Below are 5540 nucleotides of genomic sequence, written 5' to 3'. Positions count from 1 at the left end.
GGGGCGGCCCGCTGGGGGACGCGGTGGCGCCCGCGACGCTGTCCCGGGCCAGCGCGTCGAAGTCGACGAKGCCGGTCGCCTCCAGCATCCGGATGTGGTCCAGGACCGTGGTGTTGGCGTCGTCGGCGAGGGCACGCACCAGCGAGTTGCGGGTGTTGGCCCGGATCTGCGCGACGAGCGAGAACACCTTCCCGTGCGCCGAGCGCAGGATGTTGGCGAAGTCCTTCTCGTAGGTGGCCCCGCTCTCCGCGGTCAACGTCCGCAGCCACCCCCGCTGTTGTTCGTTGGGCTGGTCGGGCAGCTCCATCCCGAGCTGGGCCGCGACCTCGCGTACGCGCGCGTCGAGGAAGGCGTGCCCGTCGATCAGGTGGTGCCCGGCGGTCGTGACGGCCGCGCTGGGCGCCCGCTCGACGGCCTGCTGCCCGGCGGGCAGCTCCCACAGCCCGGCGAGTCTGACCCGGACGACGAAGTCGCGGTCGGCGGCCGAGAGCGGACCCCAGCGGGTGGGCACGGAACCGGCGTTGAGGTTGGCGAGTCCGGTACCCGAGCGGTCGGCGTAGGACCAGACGGGGAAGAGCAGGGCGGCGATGGTCGCGGTCAGGGCGACGACGACCAAGCCGGTACCGGAAAGGAATATCCGACGCATGAAAGCCTCCAAGTGCGGTGCGCACGGTAATGCGGAGGCAGGTGATCCGGGGAGTGTTTCGAGGAAAACCGTGACGGGACCGTGTGGGAGGCATCACGAGTCGGCCGAGTCCGAGGCGTCGCCGGGGACCGGGTGGTACCGTGCCCGCCCCGTCCGGGCGGGCCCTTACGAGACCGCCCGCCGGCTACGCGGCCCGTACGAGTCCGCGTACGAAGCGGGTGACCCGCCTCGGAGGCCGGGCGCCGGCCCGGTCCCGCCACCAGCGCCGCAATTGCCGGGAGACGTCGTCGCCGAGGTCCTCCCGCCGGAGCAGCGACTCCACGAAGTCCAGGGCGTCACGGCGGTAGCCGTCGCACATGGGGCGCTCGCGCGCGTAGGCGAGGTAGGCCGGCCGGTAGGCGTCCCCCAGGATGCGGGGCAGCTCGGGCGCCACCCTGGCCACCACATCGGCCCGCTTGGCGGCGAGGGCGCGGGCCTGGACCCGCAGCCGGGCGGCGTCGAACCCGGGCGGCACCGGGGTACCCGCGACCAGGGCCGAGAGGAGTGAGGTCTGGGCGAGGGCGAGCGGGACGCGTTCCGGCTCCCCGTCCGCGTCGGCCGACCGTGCGTGGCCGGTGGGGGGCTCGGAACCCGCGAGGTTCGCCGGCGTCGGGAGCAGGGGCCGCGGTCCCCGGCCCTCAGGGGAGCGGGAAGCCGTGCGACCGGCGCGAGGCGGGGCTTCCGCCAGGACGCCGCGGATTGCGGACAGCTCTCCTGCCAACTCCGCCTCCGGCGGAAACGCGTCGTCCCGCTCCAGCAACACCCCCGGCGGCGCCACCCGCCCCACCAGCTCCGCCAGCACACCCAGCACCTCCGCGCCCACGGGGTGCGCATGCGTGTCGTGCCAGACACCGTCCTTCTCGACGCCCCCGGCGACGTGCACATACGCGATCGCCTCCACCGGCAGCTCCGCGAGGGCCTTCGCCGGGTCCTCCCGGCGGTTCACCCGGTTCGTGTGCAGGTTCGCCACGTCGATCAGGAGCCGCACCCCCGTACGCTCCACCAGCTCCGCGAGGAACTGCCCCTCCGTCATGTCCTCGTCCGGCCAGTTCACCAGCGCCGCGATGTTCTCCAGGGCGAGCGGCACCGGCAGGCTCTCCTGGGCGATACGGACGTTCTCGCAGAGCACCTCCAGCGCGTCCCAGGTGCGCGGCACGGGCAGCAGATGCCCCGCCTCCAGGCGCGGCGACGCGGTGAGCGCGCCCCCGCCGCGCACGAACGCGATGTGCTCGGTGACCAGCGGAGCCGACAGCGCCCGCGCCCGCTCGGCCAGCTCGGCCAGCCGCCCGGCGTCGGGGCGGTCGGCGCCGCCGAGGCCCAGCGAGACGCCGTGCGGCACGACCGTGACCCCGCGTTGCCGCAGCCGTACCAGCGACTCGGGGAGGTGGCCGGGGCAGAGGTTCTCGGCCACCACCTCCACCCAGTCGACGCCCGGCAGCCGCTCGACCGCGTCCGCGATCTCGGGCCGCCAGCCGATGCCGATCCCCAGCTCCAGCTCCATGGCCGGCCTCCCCCGTAGTCCGACGCGTTCAGGGCGCGTGTGGAGTGGTCATGGCCCCGCCCGGCCCGCGCCAACCCATCGGCGACCGCCTTCAGAGCTTGATTTGAGGTTGGCTCACTTCTGCGCGGCCAGGGAGTCGTAGTCCACCAGGCCCGTCGCCTCCAGCATGTTGATGTGGTCGAGGACGGTCTGGTTCGCGTCCTGCGCCAGATCGCGTACCAGCGAGTTGCGGGTGGAGGCCCGGACCTGGGCGACCAGCCCGAACACCTTGCCGTGGGCGCGCCGCAGCAGGTTGGCGAACTTCACCTCGTAGTCGTGGCCCTGCGCGGCCGAGAGCTCCTTGAGCCAGCCCTGCTGCTGTTCGTTGGGCTGGTTGGGCAGCTCCATCCCGAGCTGGGCGGCGACATCGCGTACGTGCTTGTCCAGCGCGGTGTGCCCCATGACCAGGTGATCACCGGCCGCCTTGATCGCCGTGCTGGGGGCCCGCTCCTGCGCCTGCTGCCCGGCGGGCAGCTCCCACAGCCCGGCCAGCCGCACCTTCGTCACCAGCTCGCGGTCGGCGGGCGAGAGCGGCCCCCAGCGGGTCGCCACCGACGACGCGTCGAGGTTCGACTTGTCCGTCCCCAGCCGGTCGGCGTACGACCAGACGGGGAAGGCGAGCGCGCCGATGGTGGCGGCCAGCGCCACGATGATCAGGGCCGTTCCGTTGAAACGGCCGAGTATCCCGGTCCGGTCGGTCCGGTCCGTCCGTCCGATGCGTCGCATGAACATGCCTCCCGTGCAGGCGATTTGGCGTACCGGGAGGTACGGATGGGACGGGAGTCGTGTTCAGATCATCCGGACGGCGTTCACCGGCCGAGCCGCTCCCGCAGCGCCGGGTGGTCCGCCACCACCGTGCACGACCCCGGCGCGATCTCCGTGAAGCCCGCGTCCCGGACCACCGGCAGCCCGCCGGCCGTCAGCGCCGCCCACCGCTCGCGGGGGGCCACCCGGACCGACAGGGCGAAGTCCGCCTCCCGCCACGCCGTGCGCTCCGCCTCCGTCAGCTCCCACCAGGCGAGCTGGGCGCCGTGCCCGGCCTGGGCCATCGTCTTGCCCGCCGACATGTCGAGCTCCGGGTTGAGCCACAGGACCGGCGCGAGGGGGTCGGGGGCCGGCGGCTCGGCCGGGTCGTCCAGGTCCGTCCCGGAGACCTGGAGCTTGAGCAGCTCCTTCGGCCAGCCGTCCAGCGGCACCGGCGGAAAGACCCGCACCTGCGCCGACTTGCCGGTCACGGTGATGCCCGGCAGCGCCGACGCCTTGCGCCACTCGGCGCCGCGCGCCCGCCGCACCACCTTGCGGATCCTGGCGTCCTGCCAGTCCCGTACGGCCCGGGCCCAGTCGCCGTCGCCGAGCGACCGCTCGTCGGCGAGCATCACCAGGACGGCCCGGGCCGCGGTCTCCAGCGCGTCGGTGCGGGCCGGCGGGTCGGTCTTCTCGATGCGGACGACCAGCGGCAGGACGTACTGGGGGGCCTCGTCGCGTACGTCGGGCTCCTCGCGGAACGGGCTCGCGGCGGGCGTCTTCGGCGTCTCTTCACTGCTCACCGCACCAGTCTGCCAGCCGCGCTTCCCCGGAATCTTGGCGGAATGAACCCTTCCGGGACAGGATGCCCGCATGAAGAGCGATCTTTTTTCCCCGGGGCACATGGCGGAGCCGGCCACCGAGGCCGGTATGACGCTGCAGAACGCCAAGTCCATCAAGTACGCGGTCAACGGCGAGATGCTCGCACGCCAGGGAGCGATGATCGCCTACCGCGGAAACCTCCAGTTCGAGCGGCGCGGCCAGGGCATAGGGGGCATGCTCAAGCGCGCGGTCACCGGTGAGGGCCTGCCCCTGATGGCGGTCACGGGCCAGGGCGAGGCATGGTTCGCGCACGAGGCGCAGAACTGTTTCATCGTCGACATCGAGCAGGGCGACGTCCTGACCGTCAACGGCCGCAACGTCCTGTGCTTCGACGCCTCGCTCTCGTACGAGATCAAGACCGTCAAGGGTTCCGGCATCGCCGGTGGCGGCCTCTTCAACAGCGTCTTCACCGGCTGGGGCCGGCTCGGCCTGGTCTGTGACGGCAACCCGCTGGTCATTCCGGTCACCGCGCAGCAGCCGGTGTACGTGGACACCGACGCGGTCGTCGGCTGGACCGCGAACCTGAACACCTCCCTGCACCGCTCGCAGTCCATCGGCTCGATGATCCGCGGCGGCTCCGGTGAGGCCGTGCAGCTGATGCTCCAGGGCGAGGGGTATGTCATCGTCCGCCCGAGCGAGGTGACCCCGAAAAAGACCGAGCAGCACTGAGGCCCCCGAGCGGCCCGGCCCCGGACGGGCCGCCGACGGCAAAGCACCGGCGGCCCCCGGGCGACTACGCTGGTCGGTATGGACCAGGACCAGGACCGGCCGCGCGTGGGCGAGGGCGACGGGAGCTACTGCGCCCCGGCCGTCGCGGAGTGCGTGCTGTGCCGCGAGCCCACCGAGTACCCGGAGTCGGTCAAGGGCATCACGCTCTGCCCGGTGTGCGAGTGGCAGGAGGCCCAGCGCACCGCCTGCTCCGGGTGACGCCGGTGGCGCGCCGGGGGCTGGGGCCGGTCGCTAGCCCTTCGCGGCCGACCCGATGAGCTCCGACACCTTCACGAAGCGGTAGCCGCGCGCGCGGAGCTCGGGCACGATCCGCTGGACCGCCCGGTCGGTGACGGGCGCCGCGCTGCGGGTGCAGTGCATGACCACCAGCGAGCCCGGCTTCACACCCGCCAGCACCTGTTCGGCGACGGCGTCCGCGTCGTGCGCGAAGGCGTCACCGCTCACCACGTCCCACTGCACCGCGGTCATCCGCAGCGGGCCGAGCGCCCTGAGCACCCCGTCGTCGAAGCAACCGCCGGGGAAGCGGAAGTAGGGCACCGCGTTGCGCACCCCGGCCTTCTTGAAGGAGGCGGTCGCCTTCTCCACGTCGGCGCGCATCTCGCCCCTGCCCACGACGGGCAGCCCGTAGCAGGGGGACTTGAAGGCGTAATGGCTGTACGAGTGGTTGGCGACCTCGAAGTTCGGATCGGTGCCGATGGCGCGGGCCTCGGCCGGGTACTCCTCGGCCCACCGGCCCGTCATGAAGACGGTCGCGGGGACCTTCAGCCGACGCAGGTCGGCGATGAGCGCGGGATTGTCGAAGCGTTCACCGCGCGCCGCCCGCGGTCCCTCGTCGGCGGTCATGTCGGCGTCGAAGGTGAGCGCGACGATCTTCTGGCCGCCCCGGGGAGCCCGGCTGAAGACCGGGGTGAGACCGCCGGGGCCCGGTGCGAGCGTGGGCGCCTGACGGGGGGTCCGCGC

Annotated in this window: 6 protein-coding genes and 1 pseudogene; 2 read left to right on the top strand and 5 right to left on the bottom strand. The window is 72.9% G+C overall.

What is annotated here, in order from left to right:
- The 4 genes and pseudogenes from ACJA3G_RS28730 to ACJA3G_RS28715 all read right to left on the bottom strand — a co-directional run.
- A partial coding sequence (locus tag ACJA3G_RS28730; RefSeq protein ID WP_406555952.1) for a DUF4142 domain-containing protein occupies positions 1-646 on the bottom strand: 646 nt, incomplete at its 3' end.
- Positions 647-830: 184 nt separating this feature from the next.
- Complete coding sequence (locus tag ACJA3G_RS28725) at positions 831-2180, bottom strand: DUF692 domain-containing protein (protein WP_406555953.1); 1350 nt, start codon at positions 2178-2180, stop codon at positions 831-833.
- Between the two features lie 126 nt (positions 2181-2306).
- Positions 2307-2951, bottom strand: a pseudogene (locus ACJA3G_RS28720) (DUF4142 domain-containing protein); the annotation flags it as partial.
- An 83-nt stretch (positions 2952-3034) separates the two neighbouring features.
- A complete protein-coding gene (locus ACJA3G_RS28715) occupies positions 3035-3772 on the bottom strand; it encodes a peptidyl-tRNA hydrolase (protein WP_406555951.1) in 738 nt (245 codons plus the stop codon).
- Positions 3773-3842: 70 nt separating this feature from the next.
- Here ACJA3G_RS28715 and ACJA3G_RS28710 point away from each other — a divergent pair, with 70 nt between their 5' ends.
- Both ACJA3G_RS28710 and ACJA3G_RS28705 read left to right on the top strand, forming a co-directional pair.
- Complete coding sequence (locus ACJA3G_RS28710) at positions 3843-4520, top strand: AIM24 family protein (protein ID WP_406555950.1); 678 nt, start codon at positions 3843-3845, stop codon at positions 4518-4520.
- Positions 4521-4598: 78 nt separating this feature from the next.
- On the top strand, positions 4599-4778 hold the full coding sequence (locus ACJA3G_RS28705) for a hypothetical protein (protein ID WP_406555949.1): 180 nt from the start codon (positions 4599-4601) through the stop codon (positions 4776-4778).
- Between the two features lie 33 nt (positions 4779-4811).
- Here the strand turns inward: ACJA3G_RS28705 and ACJA3G_RS28700 are convergent.
- Positions 4812-5540 (bottom strand): polysaccharide deacetylase family protein (locus ACJA3G_RS28700; RefSeq protein ID WP_406555948.1); only part of this gene is annotated, 729 nt, incomplete at its 5' end.

The sequence above is a fragment of the Streptomyces sp. YS-3 genome (genome assembly GCF_045257485.1).
In the GTDB taxonomy this organism is placed as follows: domain Bacteria; phylum Actinomycetota; class Actinomycetes; order Streptomycetales; family Streptomycetaceae; genus Streptomyces.
This window is presented reverse-complemented; position numbering and strand designations above follow the sequence as displayed.